Source organism: Sagittula sp. NFXS13, assembly GCF_040148795.1.
Taxonomy (GTDB): Bacteria; Pseudomonadota; Alphaproteobacteria; order Rhodobacterales; family Rhodobacteraceae; genus Sagittula; species Sagittula marina.
On sequence record NZ_JAGEMH010000027.1, the window covers coordinates 12,151 to 28,595 of the forward strand.

15 protein-coding genes and 1 pseudogene are annotated in these 16,445 nt (G+C 60.4%); 13 read left to right on the top strand and 3 right to left on the bottom strand.

What is annotated here, in order from left to right; genetic code table 11:
- The first annotated feature begins 85 nt into the window (after positions 1-85).
- Together J4E08_RS23360 and J4E08_RS23365 are read left to right on the top strand one after the other, a co-directional pair.
- On the top strand, positions 86-760 hold the full coding sequence (locus J4E08_RS23360) for an RraA family protein (protein WP_349540559.1): 675 nt from the start codon (positions 86-88) through the stop codon (positions 758-760).
- 3 nt (positions 761-763) lie between these two features.
- Entirely contained in the window at positions 764-1,456 is a 693-nt protein-coding gene (locus J4E08_RS23365) for a helix-turn-helix transcriptional regulator (protein WP_349540560.1), read from the top strand.
- Here the strand turns inward: J4E08_RS23365 and J4E08_RS23370 are convergent.
- Positions 1,438-2,196, bottom strand: coding sequence for an HpcH/HpaI aldolase family protein (locus J4E08_RS23370; protein ID WP_349540561.1), 759 nt, complete (start codon positions 2,194-2,196; stop codon positions 1,438-1,440). The genes J4E08_RS23365 and J4E08_RS23370 overlap by 19 nt on opposite strands.
- A 130-nt stretch (positions 2,197-2,326) precedes the next feature.
- Between J4E08_RS23370 and J4E08_RS23375 the strand changes: the two genes are divergently transcribed.
- From J4E08_RS23375 to eutC, 9 genes are all read left to right on the top strand, one after another.
- Positions 2,327-3,247 carry a proline iminopeptidase-family hydrolase gene (locus tag J4E08_RS23375; RefSeq protein WP_349540562.1) on the top strand — a complete coding sequence of 307 codons (921 nt, stop codon included), beginning with the start codon at positions 2,327-2,329 and terminating at the stop codon, positions 3,245-3,247.
- Positions 3,244-4,074, top strand: a complete 831-nt coding sequence (locus J4E08_RS23380) for a carbon-nitrogen hydrolase family protein (protein ID WP_349540563.1) — start codon at positions 3,244-3,246, stop codon at positions 4,072-4,074. Before J4E08_RS23375 ends, J4E08_RS23380 begins: the two co-directional genes overlap by 4 nt.
- A gap of 126 nt (positions 4,075-4,200) precedes the next feature.
- The gene (locus J4E08_RS23385) at positions 4,201-5,064 is read left to right on the top strand and encodes an alpha/beta fold hydrolase (protein WP_349540564.1); all 864 of its coding nucleotides are present in this window, start codon (positions 4,201-4,203) and stop codon (positions 5,062-5,064) included.
- Entirely contained in the window at positions 5,061-6,152 is a 1,092-nt protein-coding gene (locus J4E08_RS23390) for an ABC transporter substrate-binding protein (RefSeq protein WP_349540565.1), read from the top strand. Before J4E08_RS23385 ends, J4E08_RS23390 begins: the two co-directional genes overlap by 4 nt.
- Positions 6,153-6,212: 60 nt before the next feature.
- A complete protein-coding gene (locus tag J4E08_RS23395; RefSeq protein WP_349540566.1) occupies positions 6,213-7,949 on the top strand; it encodes an ABC transporter permease in 1,737 nt (578 codons plus the stop codon).
- The gene (locus J4E08_RS23400) at positions 7,942-9,015 is read left to right on the top strand and encodes an ABC transporter ATP-binding protein (protein WP_349540567.1); all 1,074 of its coding nucleotides are present in this window, start codon (positions 7,942-7,944) and stop codon (positions 9,013-9,015) included. Before J4E08_RS23395 ends, J4E08_RS23400 begins: the two co-directional genes overlap by 8 nt.
- A gap of 10 nt (positions 9,016-9,025) precedes the next feature.
- A complete protein-coding gene (locus J4E08_RS23405) occupies positions 9,026-9,679 on the top strand; it encodes a GntR family transcriptional regulator (RefSeq protein ID WP_349540568.1) in 654 nt (217 codons plus the stop codon).
- An 81-nt stretch (positions 9,680-9,760) separates the two neighbouring features.
- A complete protein-coding gene (locus tag J4E08_RS23410) occupies positions 9,761-11,146 on the top strand; it encodes an ethanolamine ammonia-lyase subunit EutB (RefSeq protein ID WP_349540569.1) in 1,386 nt (461 codons plus the stop codon).
- Positions 11,143-11,880 carry an ethanolamine ammonia-lyase subunit EutC gene (gene eutC, locus J4E08_RS23415; RefSeq protein ID WP_349540570.1) on the top strand — a complete coding sequence of 246 codons (738 nt, stop codon included), beginning with the start codon at positions 11,143-11,145 and terminating at the stop codon, positions 11,878-11,880. The genes J4E08_RS23410 and eutC overlap by 4 nt, the downstream gene beginning before the upstream one ends.
- Positions 11,881-12,090: 210 nt before the next feature.
- Here eutC and J4E08_RS23420 read toward each other — a convergent pair.
- Positions 12,091-13,003 (bottom strand): annotated as a pseudogene (locus tag J4E08_RS23420) (IS5 family transposase).
- Between the two features lie 398 nt (positions 13,004-13,401).
- On the opposite strand from J4E08_RS23420, the gene J4E08_RS23425 reads away from it, so the two are divergent.
- Positions 13,402-14,130: an ROK family protein gene (locus J4E08_RS23425; protein ID WP_349540571.1), complete on the top strand. Its 729-nt coding sequence runs from the start codon at positions 13,402-13,404 to the stop codon at positions 14,128-14,130.
- A 109-nt stretch (positions 14,131-14,239) separates the two neighbouring features.
- Here the strand turns inward: J4E08_RS23425 and J4E08_RS23430 are convergent, their stop codons facing one another.
- Positions 14,240-15,532 carry an MFS transporter gene (locus J4E08_RS23430; RefSeq protein ID WP_349540572.1) on the bottom strand — a complete coding sequence of 431 codons (1,293 nt, stop codon included), beginning with the start codon at positions 15,530-15,532 and terminating at the stop codon, positions 14,240-14,242.
- On the opposite strand from J4E08_RS23430, the gene J4E08_RS23435 reads away from it, so the two are divergent.
- Entirely contained in the window at positions 15,531-16,145 is a 615-nt protein-coding gene (locus tag J4E08_RS23435; protein WP_349540573.1) for a TetR/AcrR family transcriptional regulator, read from the top strand. The genes J4E08_RS23430 and J4E08_RS23435 overlap by 2 nt on opposite strands.
- Positions 16,146-16,445 lie beyond the last annotated feature (300 nt).

Sequence of the window (16,445 nt, forward strand, 5' to 3'; positions counted from 1 at the left end):
TTTTTCTATCAATATGATTAAGTAAATCAGGTGGACGAGCAAGGCTATCCGGTTGCGTAATAGAGAAAACAAACTGGAATCTGATATGACCTATACTATCGACCCCATGCCCACTGCCGTCTCCGGCGCACTCCTGTCGCGGCTCGCACGCTTTGAGACTGTCCTCTTTGGACACTTCCTGGATCGGGGGGTGCTTGATCCCGGTGTGGCCCCGGTCTTTCCAGCGGGCACCGTCACCGGGACGGCTGTCACCCTGAGCCTTCCGGGGCTGGATTCAACTTTGTTGCACCACGCCGCCGGGCTGTTGCGACCCGGCGATATTTTGGTCATCGACCGCCGGGGGGATCGCTCGGCGGCCTGCCTTGGCGGCGGCGTGGCTCGGGCGATCCTGAATGCGGGGGCCGCGGCTGTGATCATCGACGGTTTTCACACGGATACGGCCGAACTTGCCGCTATGGGTTTGCCCGTCTTTAGTCGCGGGGCTTCGGTGCTGACCACGCGGCTCCAAGGGCAGGGGGGCGCCCTCAATCGCCCCGTGTCTGTCGGCGGTGTTCCGATCCTTGCAGGCGATGCGATCCTCGCCGATGCTTTGGGTGTCGTGGCGATCCACGCCACGGAATTGGAACACAATTTGACACGGGCAGACGCCCTCTTGGCGCTGACCAAACGTACGATTTATGGCGTTGAGGCGGGACAGCGCATTGGTGATCTCTCCGGGGCCAGCGCCATCGTGGACAGCCACATGCTCTCGGAGGGCTAAGGGATGGCGACGGTCCCACAGCTTGTCGATGCGGCTTTTGCGGCCTGCCCCGAGGGCGCACTGGGCCTGATCTATGACTATGCGACGACGCCGTTTTCCCCTGATCCGGCCAAGTTTGCGCTGCCGGATGTGATCGAGGCCCGCGGGAGGGCCGAGCGTTTGGTCGCGGATTGGTGCGGGCAGGCGCTTTACCGTGCGGATCCGGTCCAAAACATGGCCGCTGGCATCACGCGCCCTTTTTCGTGGAGCTATCACCCACAGGAGCCCTCTCTTATTACACGGGATTTGGAGCGTGAGGAGGTAGGGGACGTGTCCGAGCGTCTACTCGGCTGGGCCCTGGCACGCGGGGTAACGGTGCCGCTGCATCTGCCAGCTCAGGGGTTTGCGACAGTCACCGTGTTTTTGCCTGATTGCGCAGGCGCGCAGACAATTCTCGCCGATTTTGCCCTTGCGGCACATCGGTTGCAGGATGAACTCACCCCAGTTTTACCGCCGGTGCGAAACCTGTTGAGCCCGCGCGAGGCGGAGTGCCTGTCGCTAACGGCGAATGGGTTATCTGCCAAACAGATCGCCCATGCGCTGGATCGCTCCGAGAGCATGGTGGTCAAACATCTTCAGGCGGCAGGCGTGAAATTGGGAGCACGGAACCGCAGTCATGCGGTCGCCATCGCTACACGTCAGCGCTGGATCTCTTGATAGGCCCGCGCTGCCGCGTCCCTGATCAACCCGACATCCGAGGTTGCGCTGACCATGGCGTAGCCGCGCGCGAACAAAGTGGCCGGGGCCTCATTTGGCAACGCCGCCCCGCCCAGAAGTTTTCCCGTCGCCAGGATGCTTTGTTCGGCCCTCAGAAGAGCTTCTGACAGGTCTGAGGAGCCAAGATCGCCAAAGGCACCATAATCGGTGGTCAGATCAAGTGGCCCGAGGAACAGCATGTCGATGCCGGGTGTCGCGGCAATGTCGTCGATGGCCTCAAGTCCTGCGCGGCTTTCGATCATGATCGCGACCAAAAGGTTTTCATTCGCCTGCTCTGCATGGTTCGTATCCGCGCCATAGCGCGCCGCACGCGATACGGTAAACTGCGCGCCACGCCTTCCGATAGGCGCATAGCGGGCCGCCTGCGCAATGGCACGCGCCTCGTCGCCTGATTGGACATCCGGCACCATGATCCCGTCAAAACCGGCATCGAGCAGCGGTTTGATCGCGGCAGGCGAGCCGTCCTGCGCACGGGCCATGACAAAGGCGTTCGTGGTGCTGCGGATTGCGCGCAAGCTGTGTAGCGAACTGCCAAGGTCTGTGGCCGCGTGTTCGTGGTCGACGATCATCAGGGGAAAACCCGCCAACCCAATGATTTCTGCCACATCGGGCTGGTTTAGGAACAGAAAGGCTGCGGGCAGTCTTTTACCGGACAGAAGGGTTTGTCGCAGGGGGTTCATGTGCAGGCTCCACTTTGGGACCAGTCTAAAACAACCTTGCGTGGTCGGCAGGGTGTAAAATGTTGCAGCTTACGCGGGGGATTTGCGTTGCGGCAAAGTGGAGGGATACAGACGACCAAGGACACCCGATATGCTCGCTGCCCCCGACACCCAACATACACTTGCCCAAGACGGCCTTTGCCCGTTTCGGGAGTACATGACCTGGTATCGGGTGGTTGGAAATCTGCGCAGCGGACTTGCGCCGCTCGTGGTGGCGCATGGCGGTCCGGGATGTACGCATGACTATGTGGATGCCTACAAGGCAATCGCGCAAACCGGACGTGCTGTGGTATTTTATGACCAGCTTGGCAACGGGCGTTCAACGCATTTGCCGGATGCCGCCTCCGATTTCTGGACTGTTGAGCTGTTTCTGGCGGAGTTGGATTGCCTTTTGCGTCATTTGGGCATTCAGGACGACTATTGCCTGCTCGGGCAAAGTTGGGGCGGAATGCTTGCGGCAGAGCATGCTGTTTTGCGCCCGAAAGGACTTAAGGCGCTCGTCATTGCCAATTCGCCCAGTTCGTTTCGCACATGGGTGGAGGAAGCTCTGCGCCTGCGCCGCGATTTGCCGGACGGTTTGCATGAAACGCTGTCGGCCCACGAAGAAAAAGGGGCGTTTGACCATCCTGATTATCTTGCGGCGACGGACGTGTTTTATCGCAACCACGTCTGCCGTATGGACCCTTGGCCGGCGGAAGTGGTCGCGACGTTTGATGCGATTGCGGCCGATCCGACCGTTTATCACACGATGAACGGGCCGACGGAATTCCACGTCATCGGCACGCTTAAAGACTGGACCATCGAGGATCGGCTGCACCTGATTAAGGCCCCGACGCTGGTCCTGACAGGACGCTTTGACGAAGCCACCCCGCGTGCAACGGAGGCCTATGCCAACAACATCCCCGGCGCGCAGTGGCTGATCCTGGGTAAGTCGAGCCATATGCCGCATGTCGAAGAGCATGATCTGTGCATGTCTGTTGTCGCTGATTTCCTGAACCGGAGCACCAAATGACTGTTTTTGCCGCCCTGCAACTGTGCTCGACCTCGGATGTGGCACAGAACAACGCCACCATCGAGGGGCTTGTGCGCGATGCGGTCCGCCAGGGCGCGCGGGTCGTCAGCCTTCCAGAGGCCGCCAATATTCTTTTGAAAGATCAGATGGCTTACCCCCGTCTTTGCCTTCCCGAGGCCGAAGATACGACGCTGGCGTTGTGTGTGTCACTCGCTGCGGAGTTGGGCATCTGGCTGCACACAGGCTCTTTGCTGGTGCGCACTGAGGATGGCAAACGGGTTTGGAACCGCGCGCATGTGATCTCGCCCGAGGGTCGGATCATCGCGTGCTATGACAAGTTGCATACCTTTGATGTGGCTCTTGGCGGGGCAGGCGATTTTATTGAAAGTCGCGCCGTGTCCCCGGGCGAAAAAGGCGCTGTGATCTGTGACGCGGCCGGGCATGCGCTTGGCTTGTCGATTTGCTACGATTTGCGGTTTCCCTATCTTTTCCGTGCCTTGGCGACGGCGGGGGCAGAAGTCATGATGATCCCGGCCTCCTTTTCTCCGATCACAGGTCCATTGCATTGGGAGGTTTTGCTAAAGGCGCGTGCGATTGAAACAGGGTCTTATGTGGTGGCCGCCGCACAATGCGGGACGCGAGATGGTGTTGCGACCTTCGGGCAGTCGCGCATCATTTCCCCGATGGGCGAGGTCTTGGCCTCTGCCGGGGACGCGCCTTGCGTGATCTTGGCGGACATTGACGCGGAGACTGTTGCCAGTACACGCCGCCGCTTACCGGTTCTTTCGCAAACCCGTGAGATCGGGGAGGTCAGTTATGCCAGTTGAGAGTGCAGTGAGCGCGTCGAAAACGTCGCAAAAAGTCACATGTCAAAAATTGGCGCCAATTTTAGCGCCGATTATGGTGCATTTGGAGACCGAGGCCTATAGTTCGTCTGAATCGAAGGATCCGCGATGAAATCCAAACCACGTGCGCCTTGCAAAACCAGCCTGTCCAATGCTTCACCCGATCCATTGGAAGGCCTGCCTGCTGTTACTCTGTCAGGCACCGATTGGCGCTATGGCTTGCGGCCCGCCGAGGCTCCCGGGGCCCCGCTGCTGATCGCGGCCCATGGCAGTGACAGGGATGTCCGAGGCCTGTTGAAAGGTCTGGACCTTGGCGGTGCCGTATCCCTTCTTGCGCCGCTGTTTCCGGCCAAGATCGACGAACACGATGCGAGTGATGATTATAAATTCCTGATCGGCGGAGGCACAGATTACCTGCACCTCATGGACTGTATACTGGCCGACGCTCTGGGGCATCTGGGCGAGAAGCCGAGCTGCATTTGGCTGTTTGGCTTTTCCGGTGGGGCGCAGTTTGCCCAGCGTTACGCTCTGTTTCGCGCCGCCGAACTGGACGGGCTGATCCTTGCGGCTCCGGGTGGCGTGACATTGCTACGCGAGGATGTGGCGTGGTGGCCCGGTCTTGGCGGCGCTGAGGCGGCCACGGGCGCAGAGCTTGACTGGGAGGCTCTTGCCGCTCTGCCCACGGCGCTTTTCGTCGGGAGCGAGGATCGCGCAAAAGGTGTCGTCAATCGCGGCCCCGGCACACGCTTTGGATCGGAGCAAGCAGGCCTCGCCGGGGAAACGCGCATCGACAAGGTCCATGCGCTGCGCGACAGCCTCACGGCTCTGGGTGCGCCAGTAACCCTAACCCTCATTCCAGGTGTGGGGCATACGCTTGCCCCCTGCGCCGAAGCGGCTTCGCATGTTTTGCGAAACTGGCTTGATCAACAACAAGCAAGCACCGTTCATACCCTCAACAGGAGTTCCAAATGAAACATCTCTGGATTGCCAGCGCCTGCGCGTTGCTGATGGCCCAAACGGCACAGGCACAAACAGTGCCCGAAGGCTACCCCGCCGAATACAGCGATCTGATCGCACAAGCGCAGACGGAAGGTTCGCTGCTCATCTACACCAACCTGTCAAGCTCCAACCTCGGTCCGGTCATTGAAGCCTTTAACGCGACCTATCCCGATATTGAGGTCGAAATGATCGAGATGGGGCCCTCCGAGGCCTTTTCGCGATATGATGCGGAAACCGGCACCGGGGTGCAGAGCGCCGATCTGATCATCGCCAATTCGATCCCCGACTGGGTGCGTGCGGTCGATACGGGAACGCTGGATGACTATGCATCACCCGAGCAGGCCAACCTGCCGCAGTGGTCCTATCCAGAGGCCGGTCTCTATACGTTTTCGACCGATCCGATGGTCACGATCTACAACAAACTGACAGTGCCAGAAGACCTTCAGGTGTCTTCAATGAAAGAGTATTTTTCCAATATCGTTGCCCACCCTGAGGTGTTTGAGGGCAAGGTTGGGACTTATGATGGGCGCTACGCCTTTGGCGGTTCGATCGGTTACGCTTTTGCCAAATTCCATGGCGATGCAGCGTGGGATTGGTTTGCCTCCGCAGGTCCGATGACCCGCCCCGGCGGCGGGGCAGGTGGCATGATCGAACGCACGCTCACAGGCGAACTGGCATCCTCGTTCTTTGTCTCCGCACCGGTCGTTTTGAGCCGTATGGACCCCGCGCTGGAGCAGGTTTTGGGCTGGACGTTCCCCTCTGACGGCACGCCGGTTTTCCTGCGTGGTATGGGCATCACCAAGGAAGCGCCTCATCAGGCCGCCGCCCGCGTGTTCCTGGATTATGTCCTCTCCGAACCCGGCCAATATGCTGTCGCGGATGGCAATCTTACAGCCTACCGTCCGGGGGTCACGCCCGAAGGCGAGAACGCTTATTCGCTGGATGAGGTCATCGCGGCCATCGGCTCCGAGGATAAGCTGATCCTGATCGACTACGATGCCGAGATGGTCGAGAGTTTCGACGCGTTCAATGCCCGCTGGGGCGCTGCGTTCAAGATGTAAGCCGGACAGGACCGGTTTGCTCCACGGGTGCAGGCCGGTCCCCACCGAAAAGGATATTCCATGACATATGCGACCCTCTCGGACCGCGCGTCTCGCGGTGGCGGGGTACAGCGATCCTTTGACCGGGCGCGTCTGGCGCAATGGTTGATTTTTATCGTGACCGCTGCGCTGATGCTGGCACCAGCCTTGCCGATCTTGCTTCAGGTCTTTGTTGACCGCCCACTTTACGCCGATGGATGGCAGTTCACCCTGTCAAATATCGGCGACATTGTGCAGTCTGAACGAATTGGGGGCATCGCGCTCACAACTGGCATTTTTGCCCTGTTCAGCGTGATCATCGCCGAAGTGCTGGGGATCGGTGCGGCGCTTCTCATTGGCCGGACTGATTTGCCGGGCCGTCAGATCATGGGCGATGTCCTGATGTGGCCGCTCTATTTGTCTCACCTGATTTTTGCGCTTGGCTGGGTGGTCATGTACGGCCCGTCAGGGTTTGTCACCCAGACGATTGCACAGCAGACAGGTGGTGCGCCGTGGAACCTCTATTCCATCGCGGGCATGTCGCTTGTTGCGGGAATTTCGCAAGCCCCCTTGGCCTATCTATACTGCCTCTATGGCGCTGTCCGCTCGGTCGACTCCACGTTGGAAAGTGCCGCTCGCACGGTGGGGGCGGGACCTTTGCAGGTGCTGCGTCGGGTCACTCTACCGTTAATGGTGCCCTCGATCATCACCTCTGCGGCGCTCAATCTGGTGATTGCAGTCGAGACATTGTCCATCCCGCTGTTTCTGGCGCGGCCGGCGCGGATCGACACGCTGTCGACGTTTCTTTACGCCGAAGGGATTGCCGCCTCGGACCCGAACCACGGGCTTGTTGCCGCCTCGTCGCTGCTTTTGATGTTGCTCGTGGGCTCTGCTCTCGTGGTGCAGCGCATCTTGCTGCGGCAAGGGCACCGCTATGAGACCGTCAAGGGCAAGGGGTCGCGGCCGATGGTCCTGAGCCTTGGAAAGCTGCGATGGCCTATGGCACTTTTGACGGGTCTCATTCTTCTCGTCGCGGTGGTCTTGCCCATCGCAGGCATCCTGTTGCGGGCCTTTACCTCGTTCCTCTCGCCTCTGGTGCCACTCACCAAAGTCCTGACCCTAGGCAATTTCGAGCAACTGTTCGGCAATCCTGCCAACCTGCGCGCGATTGGCAATACGGTCCAGATTTCGCTGCTGTCAGCGGCGCTTGGAACCGTGCTTGCCGTCGCAGTGGCGTTGGTCATTCAACGCTCGTCTTTCAAGTTCGCCGGTACACTTGAGGCGCTGGCCTATTCTCCGCGTGTCATCCCCGGCATGATCACGGGATTGGGGGTTTTCTATGCGGCGATCATTCTGCCGCCGATGGGATGGCTGCGCGGCAATATCGGGATCATGGTCGTGGCCTATGTCATGGCGACCCTGCCGCTGGCGCTGGGTGTGATCCAACCTGCGATTGTCCAGATCGGGCGTGACCTCGACAAGGCCGCGCGCACGGTGGGTGCCGACTGGGTCAGCTCCATGCGTATGATCATGGTGCCCCTGCTCAAACCCGCGCTGCTGGGCAGTTTCATCTTGCTATTTGTGTTCCACCTCAAGTCCTACATCATCGCCATCTTCCTGATTGCCCCCGGTCTCGAAATCATGGGCGTGACGATGCTGTCTTTGTGGACCAACGGCGATGTCGGTGAACTGGCAGCCTTTGCAACCCTTCAAATCGTGATGATCGCTGTCCTGCTGATCCTCTCACGTCTCCTTTTCAAGGTTAAGATCTATGACTGACCTCGTGCTCAAAGACGTCTCGCGCCGATACGGCACTGCCCTTGCCATCGACGGCATCAACCTCAGCGTCACAGACGGCGAATTTCTGACCCTTTTGGGCCCCTCCGGATGTGGCAAGTCCACAACGCTTTCGGCGATTGCGGGGCTGGACCAACCCACAGGCGGACGCATTTCCTTTGGCGATCAGGTGTTGGTGGATGCTGCATCCGGCACCTTCCTGCCGCCTGAGGCGCGTGGTTTTGGTGTTGTGTTTCAAAGCTATGCCCTGTGGCCGCATCTGTCCGTGGAGGACAACGTTGGCATGGCGCTAAAGCTGCGCAAAGTGCCTGCCACCGAAAGGCGAACCCGTATCGCTCAGGCGCTGGAACTGGTTGAGCTGGGTCCACTTGCCAAACGCTATCCCGGGGAATTGTCCGGTGGACAGCAACAGCGTGTGGCACTGGCGCGTGCGATTGTGTTTCGCCCGCCGCTGTTGTTGCTGGACGAGCCGCTGTCCAACCTCGATGCCCAGTTGCGCCAACAGGCCCGCATTTGGCTCAAGGATATCCAACAGGAATTGGGGCTTACCACGATCTACGTGACCCATGATCAGGACGAGGCTCTGGCCATGTCCGACCGCATCGTGGTGATGCGTGGTGGCAAGGTTGTACAGCTTGGCACACCGCAAGAGATTTACCGCGACCCGATCCACCCGTTTTCCGCGAGTTTTATCGGCAATGCCAATCTGTTGGAGGTGACCGGCAGCGCCGCGTCACGTGTTGGCCCGTGTGAGGCAATCCTGGGCGACGGTCAGGTCGTTCGGGCGCGCACGCCGCTTACGGATTTGGCCGCAGGCGCGCAGCTTCTGGCGATCCGACCGCATCTGATCCGTTGCGTCCCAACCGATGATGCGTCAGAAATCAAGGTTGAGTTCGGTCCCGAAAGCTACCTTGGGGATCACTTCGAACAGGAGGCCCATGTGGCAGGCTCCACGATCCGGTTGACCATCGACACACCACAGCCACGCGGTGCAGGCCGGATTTGGGTGCGTGCGCAAGATGCTGTTGTGTTTGGGGTAGACGGATGAGGGCACAGGCATGACCGTGGCGGCGTCTTCGTTGATCGAGCATATGCAGGATGACGTGACCGAGCGTCTGCGCAGCGACATCGTTCTGGGGGTGCTACGTCCGGGCGAGTGGCTGCGCCAGATAGATTTGCAGGATCGCTACAACTGCACACGCAGCGCTGCGCGCACCGCTTTGGCAACGCTCGCAAGTGCGCATATCGTGGAGCACACGCCAAATCGTGGGTTCCGCGTGGTACAGCCCTCAATCGAGGCACGCGCGGAAATCACCGACGTGCGTTTGATGTTGGAATTGCCCGCTGCGACAGAAATCGTGGCCAATGCCAGTGATGCAGACATCGCTGACATCCGGGCGGCGGCTCTGGCTTTTGACGCAGGTGTGGATGTTCTGTCGTTTCAGCAGATGCGCGGTCTTAATCATGGTTTTCACCGTGCGTTGATCGCCCCGCTCCAAAACACAACACTTGCCAGCTTGATCCATGAATTGCGCGAACGCGATCTGCCGGGTGATTGGTCGAATTGGGCCACGACGGCCAAAGCTCGTCAGTCCAGCCTTGACCACCTGCACATGGTCGATGCGATAGAGGCGGGCGATGCATCCACTTTGCAGGATCTCATCAAGGCGCATTTGACCCGGTGGCAAACGCTCGACGGGGAGCAAGATTGAACCTCGGGAAAGGCGAAGGGCGCGCGTAGGGCAAAAGGCGATTTCTAAAGGCCCAATCGACACGGAAACGGACCCCATCTCATGAGCTATTCGCATGTTTTCGGCACCACGCGCTGGCACTTCAAGGACCTGCGGACGCTGCTGGCGCGCGCAACGCCGCACCGTTCGGGCGATGTCCTGGCCGGACTTGCGGCGCGCAGCGCCGAGGAACGGATCGCTGCACAATATTGTCTGGCGGATTTGCCACTTAAGGCCTTTCTCTCGGAGGCCCTTATGCCCGAGGTCGAAGATGAGGTGAGCGATCTGATTGCGGCCCAACATGATCTTGATGCCTTCGCGCCAGTCGCCTCCCTGACTGTGGGGGCGTTTCGTGAATGGCTTTTGGGCGCAGAGGGTTCGGCCATTCACGCCCTGGCTTGGGGTTTGACGCCGGACATGGTCGCCGCCGTCAGCAAACTCATGCGCAACGCCGATTTGATCAGTGTGGCGCGCAAAATCAATGTGGTGAGAGCATTTCGCACCACGGTGGGCTTGCCGGGGACGATTGCGGCGCGCAATCAACCCAACCATCCGACTGACGATCCGTTGGGCATCGCGATCAGTGCTGTGGACGGGCTGATCTATGGCTCAGGCGATGCTGTGATTGGCGTTAATCCGGCCACCGATGGCGTCAGCGACTATATCCGCACCGCGCGGTTGCTTGACGAGCTGCGGCTTACCTATGACCTGCCGGTACAATCGTGCGTGCTTGGCCATGTGACGACCGCGATTGAGGCGATCAACCTCGGTGCGCCGGTCGATCTGGTGTTTCAATCTATCGCGGGGTCGCAATCGGCCAATGCAGGCTTTGGCGTCTCACTGTCGATCCTGCGCGAGGCTCAGGAGGCCGCTCTTGCGCTTGGGCGTGGCACGGTGGGCCAGGATGCGATGTATTTTGAGACGGGGCAGGGCGCGGCCCTGTCGTCAAATGGTCACCATGGCGTCGACCAGCAGACCATGGAAGTCCGCGCCTATGCCGTTGCCCGTGCTTTTGACTGTTTGCTTGTGAACACTGTCGTGGGATTTATCGGACCGGAGTATCTTTACGACGGCAAGCAGATCATCCGTGCGGGGCTTGAGGACCATTTCTGCGGCAAGCTTCTGGGCGTGCCGATGGGCTGTGATGTCTGCTACACCAACCATGCTGAGGCCGACCAAAATGACATGGATCTTTTGCTGCACAGTCTGGCGAATGCGGGGGTGAATTTTGTCATTACCGTTCCGGGGGCCGACGATGTCATGCTGAATTATCAAAGCCTTGCACACCATGATCTTGCGCAGTTGCGCGAAACGCTGAGCCTCAGCCCTGCGCCGGAGTTTGCCGCATGGCTGGCGCGACATGACATCCTCGATCATGCGGGGCGTGTGACCGGTGCGCAAACGTGGTTGCAGGGCAACGGGGCAAAGCTGTTGGAGCTTGGCGCATGAGTGATGACAGGCCCGTTCCACGCCGTGTTGCGGCATCTGATGTGATGGCCAATCTCAAGCGGTTCACGGATGCGCGTATTGCTTTGGGCCAAGCGGGTTCTGGTCTGCCAACGCAGGCCGTTTTGCGGTTTTCCCTCGATCATGCGCGGGCACGCGACGCGATTTCCTCGGCTTTTGAGGTCTCGGCACTTTCCCAGGCGCTCAAAGACGGTGCTTGGCCTTTGGTGGTCGAGAGCGCTGTCACATCACGCGAAGAATATCTGACGCGTCCGGACCTTGGCCGTCTCCTCTCAGACACATCCCAGACGCTGCTCTCGCAGAGCGCGCTGAGTTGCGATTTGTGCATTGTTGTGGCCGACGGATTGTCGGCTCTGGCGGTCAACCGCAACGCTGTGCCTCTCATCGAGACGCTGCGACCATGCCTGACAGCGGGGCTGACGGTTGGCACGGTTTTGCTGCGAAACGGGCGGGTGGCTGCGGGTGACCGCATCGCGTTGGCGCTCAAGGCACAGGCCGTTATAACACTCATCGGAGAACGCCCGGGCCTGTCGGCGTCCGACTCGCTCGGGGCCTATGTGACATGGCACCCGCGCGCAGATACGCGCGATGCCGAGCGCTATTGCGTGTCCAGCATACGCACAGGCGGCATGGATATTTCCGCTGCCGCCACCTTGATCGCCACCCTGTTGGAGCGCAGCCGTTTGGCTGGGCGCAGCGGTATTGCTTTGGAATGAGACCGCTTCGTTGCGCGCTTTGCACGTAGCCAAGCTATAGGCCATGTACCACATTCCGAGTGGGGCGGTACTCGGCCCGTGCGTTGTGCCTACGGGACTGGCTAGGCTCTGGGCTCATAACCAAAAGATCACCGTTGCGGCGAGAGCGATGGCTGAGGCGTTGTTGCATTACGCCTGCCTGAGGCGTGACTGCCCCTTGCCCCGCTGACATCAGGCCACGCGGACGATCTCGGCGGTGCCGAGCCCGTTGAAGCGGTTCATGAGGGCAATGCGGATGTGGATTTCTGCGGTTTGGCGGTCAGGGTTTCGTGCTGCGATGCTCTCGCCAAAGGATTCCAGGCAGCGCATCCTTGCCTCGATCCTGCTGCGGGAGTGATATCCCGTCCAGCGCTTCCAGAAGGCCCGGCCGTAGTGCCTGGTGGCGCGCAGCGTCTCGTTGCGGACCTTTGCGGCCTGACAGTCATCCTTCCATAGCCGCCTGTTCGTGCGGATCGGGATGATCGGAACCGCGTCGCACTCGATGATAGCCTTGTGGCAGCGGCGCGTGTCGTAGGCTCCGTCCGCGGTCACGGTGCCGATCAGTTCGCTCTCCGGGATCTGGCTGACCAGGTCGGGCAGCACAGGGCTGTCGCCGTCGCGGCTGGGGGTGAATTCCACGGCGCGGATGTCGGATGTAGCCGGGTCCTTGGCCAAGTGTACTTTGCGCCATTGGCGCCGCCCCTGCATTCCGTGCTTAGGCGCTTGCCATTCGCCATCGCCAAGAAACTTGATGCCCGTGCTGTCTGTCACCCGGCAGGGCATCAAAGGGTGATGTCCCGAGAGGGCATAAGCAGGTTAATCGGGCTATCGGCGCGGCGATACGGGACCTGGGCGGCCGGGGTCTTCTGCCTGCGGCACAGCGTGGAGAAATCTGGCACAGGCCAGTCCAGCCCCGCCAGTTTCACCAGGCTCGCCACCATACCGGCAGTCTGGCGAAGCGGCAGCTTGAACAGGATCTTGATCGACAGGCAGAACTGAATGGCCGCATCGGAAAACACCGCTGGCCGTCCGCGTTGCCCATCACGCGGCGCAAGCCAGGTCATTTCCTTGTCCACCCAGATCAGCAAAGCCCCCGCATGCGCAGCGACGCATTGTAGCTGGAACAGTTGGTCGTGCGATAGCGGGCGGGAGATGGGGTTGCTCGAGGACGTTGATTTCGACGCGGTGCCCGGCGTCACAAGCCTTGCCAAGCGCAAGACGCGGTTGCTGCGGCTGGATGGCCGCGGGCTCTACACGCTTGGTATCGTCTGCATCGTCGACAGGACCCGTCCTGGCGCTGTCGTGGATGGGCGGCGAGGTGGTCGCGCATCTCGCACTCGATGCCGACATGTCCGATCCGTTCGATGTCGCGCGTACCGCCGGGGCAAGTGTCGACGCGTTGCTGGCACAAGCCGGCGCGACGCGGGCGCAGCTGGTCGCAGCCGGGGTTTCTGTGCCGATCAATTTTCACCAGAGCCCGGGGCGCACCTTCGTGCCCGGGCGATGGACGCACTGGCGGTGCGCGAGGTCTTTGCCGAGGGGCTGGGCCTGCGGAAGTGGATCATCAACGATGCCCGTGCGGCAGCGCTTGCGGAAAGCTACTTCGGTGCTGGCAGGGCGCTGGAGAGCTTCAACATCGTCTATTTCGGGTACGGTATTGGCGGCGGAAGCATCATTGAGCGGCGACTCTACGCGGGCAGTTTCGGAAACGCAGCGGCTTTGGGCAGCTACTTCCCACACGCGGCAAGGCGGCCTTCGGGCCAAGATCGTCTGAACTATGCTGCGGATCGGGGCCTGCGGGTCGACAGCCTGTTCGACCTCCCCGAAGACCTCTCCCAGCACATAGATGTTGGCCCCTGGATTGACTGGACCTGCGATCAATTGCATCCGGTGCTGGAACTGGTGAAGGTGATGTTCGACGGCGAGGCGATCGTGATCGGAGGGCTCTTACCCTCCGCGGTCGAGCAGCGAATTGCGGAAGGGCTCGAAGCGCGGACGCCGGCACACGTGCGCGAAACGCGCTATCTTGCCTCGTCACTGGCGCGCCAGGAATTCCACTTGGCCGCAGCAAGCATACCGCAGTTCGAAATCACGCACCCGCATGCATACAAGGGGCAAGTCGCGAAGGGTGCCCGAGACCCGCACCGCGCGGATAGACACACCAAAGCTCAGGCTTGGACGCGTCGGCAAGCATTTGCCAGCGACAAGGAAATAGCGCCTCTACCTGCGTAGGGGGCGTTTGCGTTAGGGTGCGAAATCCTACGCTAAGCCGACAGCGGCCTTTCGTGTAGAGCGCGGCGAGCGGCCGAAAAGAGCCCGACGCCGTCTTTCGTTAGCTTCCTTATCCGCGGCTTCCGGGGCGGAAGCCAGACCTGCGCGCACCAAATGTGACAATGACGCCCGCAACCGCCAGGATAAAGACCGCCCATGGAAACGCGCCCGCTCCTGCGGCATCGAGAAGAATACCGCCCACGATGCTTCCAGAGGCAATCGCGGAATTCCACACCACGACATTCATTGACAGAGCAACGTCCGCGCCTTCACCGGCGGTATCGGCAAGTGCCGTCTGAAGGAACGTTGCAGCGCCCCCAAAAGTCAGGCCCCAGATCACGGCGCCAATGAGGACCGCTTCAGGATGCTGCCCGAACAGACCCAGGCCAAAAGCCATCAGAGCGAAAACCGACAGGCTGATCAGGACCGAACGGCGCAATGCGCGATCTACCAATTGTCCTGAAATCCAAATGCCCAGCAAGGATGCAACGCCAAAGATCAGCAGCACGAGATCTACGTGATCGCCCAAGCTGGCGCGTTCCGCGAATGGCGCGATGTAGGTATAGAGGATATTGTGGCCGAGCATCCAGAGCAGCACCACGGCGAGAACCGCGCGCACACCTGGCATGGCAATAACGCTGCCAAGATTTATGCGGCTTTCCGCTTTCTGTCCCGGATGGTCCGGCACTGCGATCAGGATCCACGCGATCAGCAGGGCGGATAGCCCGGACATGACCGCGAACGCCATCTGCCATCCGATGGCGGTTCCAAGCCATGTGCCGAGCGGAACGCCGAGAGAGAGGGCTACAGGCGTGCCCACCATCGCAATGGCCATCGCTCGCCCTTGCTGCGCCGCCGATACCATTCGCCGCGCGTATCCGCCAATCAAGCTCCATGCGAGCCCTGCTGCCGCCCCGGCCATGAACCGCGCGCCCATCGTCAGCCAATAGCTCTCCGACAGGGCTGTCGCTGAGTTGAATATCAGAAAGCCGAGGACGGTCAGCAGTAGAACAGACCGACGTGGCCATGTTTGCGTCAGCATCGTCAGAGGAATGGCTGCCACGAGCGAGCCGAACGCATAGGCCGTCACGGTTTGTCCTGCCAGGGAGGGTGAGACACCGAGCTCATCGGACATCTGCGGCAACAGCCCCGCAGGCAAGGTCTCGGTCGCAATGCAGATAAAGCCTGTCATCGCCAGCGCCAGCAGGGCCGCGATGGGTAGGCGCTCATCAGCGCCAAAATGTGTCGTGGTTGTCATTGAGTGTCCATTCCGTATCGATCGATGCGGAAGTAAGGGGTATCTGCTGCCCTTGTCAATGAATTCTGTATCAATTAATTCATTAATCGACAGGAGGACAAACATGGCAAGAACCGGAAGACCGCGCGGTTTCGACCGCGGCGCAGCGCTCGACGCGGCGATGCACCTGTTCTGGGAACATGGCTACGAGCCGACGACGCTCAACCTGCTCAAGGAGGCCATGGGCGGCATCTCACCCACCAGCTTCTACGCGGCCTTCGGATCGAAGGAGGCCCTGTTCCGCGAGGTTGTGGAACGGTATCGCGTCACGCATGGCAGCGTCACTGACATCCTGCGGGATGAAAGTCTTCCGCCGCGCGAGGTGGTCGAGACATGTCTGCGCCGCTCCGTCGCCATGCAGACGGATGTCTCTCATCCGACCGGTTGCCTTGTGACGCAAGCTGCGACGAATTGCGGACCCGAAAACCAGTTTGCCGCCGACGTTCTTTCGGCGGAGCGAAGAGCGAACTTCGAAGCGATCTTCAAGCAAGTCGAGCGCGATATTGCATCAGGACATACGCCCCCGGACACCGACGCCCATGCGGTCGCGACCTTTTTCAGCACGTTCATGGTCGGGATCGCTACATCGGCACGCGACGGCGCAAGCCGAGAGGAGCTTGAAAGGGCTGTAAGTTTGGCCATGGCAAGCTGGAGTGTCTGCCTGCCAACCGAGCAATAGCGTCCTCGACCGGCAAAAGGCCTTTGCATCTCCAGTCATGCTATTCGGAGAAACTAATGTCAGCTCTGTCCGCACTGGAGACCTTCGGACCCCGCCGGGGTCGCAAATGCGGCGAACGGGAGCTTTGACGGCCTGCGATGCGGCATGCTGATCCAAGGCTGAAGGTCGGCTCTGGGCCGTTCACGTCGCTAGTATGCCGATCGGACCCCGCATGGCACATGCCTCTATCTTCGCTTGCAGCGAATGGCGACTTCGCTTCCGATCCAGAAACGGCTATGGAGCCGCGTATGGCAACACGTG